This window comes from Ruegeria sp. N10 (genome assembly GCF_056531545.1).
On record NZ_JBQFLY010000057.1, the window covers coordinates 1 to 1,533 of the forward strand.

General features: G+C 56.8%; 1 protein-coding gene. It reads left to right on the plus strand.

Annotation, left to right across the window (positions count from 1 at the left end):
- Positions 1-336: 336 nt before the first annotated feature.
- Complete coding sequence (locus ACR0JI_RS21910; protein ID WP_170367323.1) at positions 337-1,266, plus strand: LysR family transcriptional regulator; 930 nt, start codon at positions 337-339, stop codon at positions 1,264-1,266.
- Positions 1,267-1,533: the final 267 nt, after the last annotated feature.

Here is a 1,533-nt window from a genome sequence, read left to right on the forward strand (position 1 = left end):
TGAACCTGTGGATATATTGCAATTAAGGGTACAAAAACGCCCCATAACACCGTGAATCCGCTAATTCTGATTTATTAGGGTACAGTGACAATGAAGGTGACGACTTCGACATCCCGGTGCGGATGCAGGCCAAAGCCTTGGGCGCCCTTCTGCAAGGTGCGGCTTGAACGACAGATGCGCCTGCATGAAGCCGAAGTCCTTGAACTCACGGGTCGCGGCGGGGTGATAGACCATCTCCGTCTGCATTTCTCATCTCCTGGCCTGTTCGCTGAGATAGAATTTAGGGATCTCATTCGTTCTGGAAAATGATCTGTTTGTTAACTACTGTTCGGATTTATGAACGATAGATTCTATTCCTGCGCCAAGGCCCTGGTGGCCACTGTGCGCGCCGGGTCGATGAGCGCGGCAGCTGCGGAGCTGAACACCACGAAGTCGGCGATCAGCCAAAAGCTGGCGCTGTTTGAAGCCGAATTGGGGCTGGTCCTGCTGGACCGGTCTGGGCGGGCGGTGGCCCCGACCGCGGCTGGGCGCAGAATTTTCGAGATTTGCGCAGGCCCGGTGGATGTAGCGCTTGAGGCCGAGGCGCAGCTTGGCTTCGTCCGAAGCGGGAAGATTGCAGGACGGGTGTCAGTCTCAGGACCCAACAGTCTTCTTTGCACCGTGCTTGTCCCGCTTCTGGCAGGCCTTCGGTCCCGCTACCCGGCTATCGAACTTGAATTGCATGCCGATGATTCAAAATCGGATTTTGCGGCAGAGGACATAGATCTGTCCTTCAGAACCGGCCCTGCAGATAAAAGGCGGTTTATTTCGGCTGCCCTGCCGTCCGCGCAGCGCGCGCCTCTTGCCAGCCCGGCCTTTGCAGAATGGATGCCCCGTCTCTCTCGGCCTGCTGATTTGGCCAGGTTGCCCTGTGTATTGCGCACCCAAGAATCCGGCAAATGGGCGTTTCGAAATAAGGAAGGGCAACAGGAGATCATCGAGCCGACGATCGGCCTGCGCGTCAATTCGATGGAGCTTGCATTTGCAGCTGTCCTTGCCGGGCAAGGAGCAGCACTGCTCCCGTCCTTACTGACAGAGGTGCATATTCAAGCTGGCAATCTCGTGCGCCTGATCCCTGACTGGTCTGCCGATCCAGTGGCACTGACTTTGCTTTGCCGTCCTGAACGTTTGGCTGCTCCCCAGGTTGCGGCGGTACGGCGCCATATCCTGGATGCATGCGGCAACAACGGCTTCCTGGGGACAGAGCTTCAATACGAGAAAGTCTAACAGCTTACCAAAGGTCGGTTTGGCACCGTGACGATTAGGCCTGCCTCCCTCCAAGTCAGCCGATAGGAACGGCCCAAAGGCGACCTTTGACACGTGGTCGCGATGCTGCGGTCGCAGCCTGCTTAGAGGACATTCGCCGTGACCTCCAAAACTAAAGTAGATTGAACTCACCGTTAGCGGACAAAGCTTCAATTCGCGGCGGCGGCACCAATGTCAATTCCGGCAATCGGACTTCCGTGCGGGTCAGATCGCCAACTGTTGCTCAAC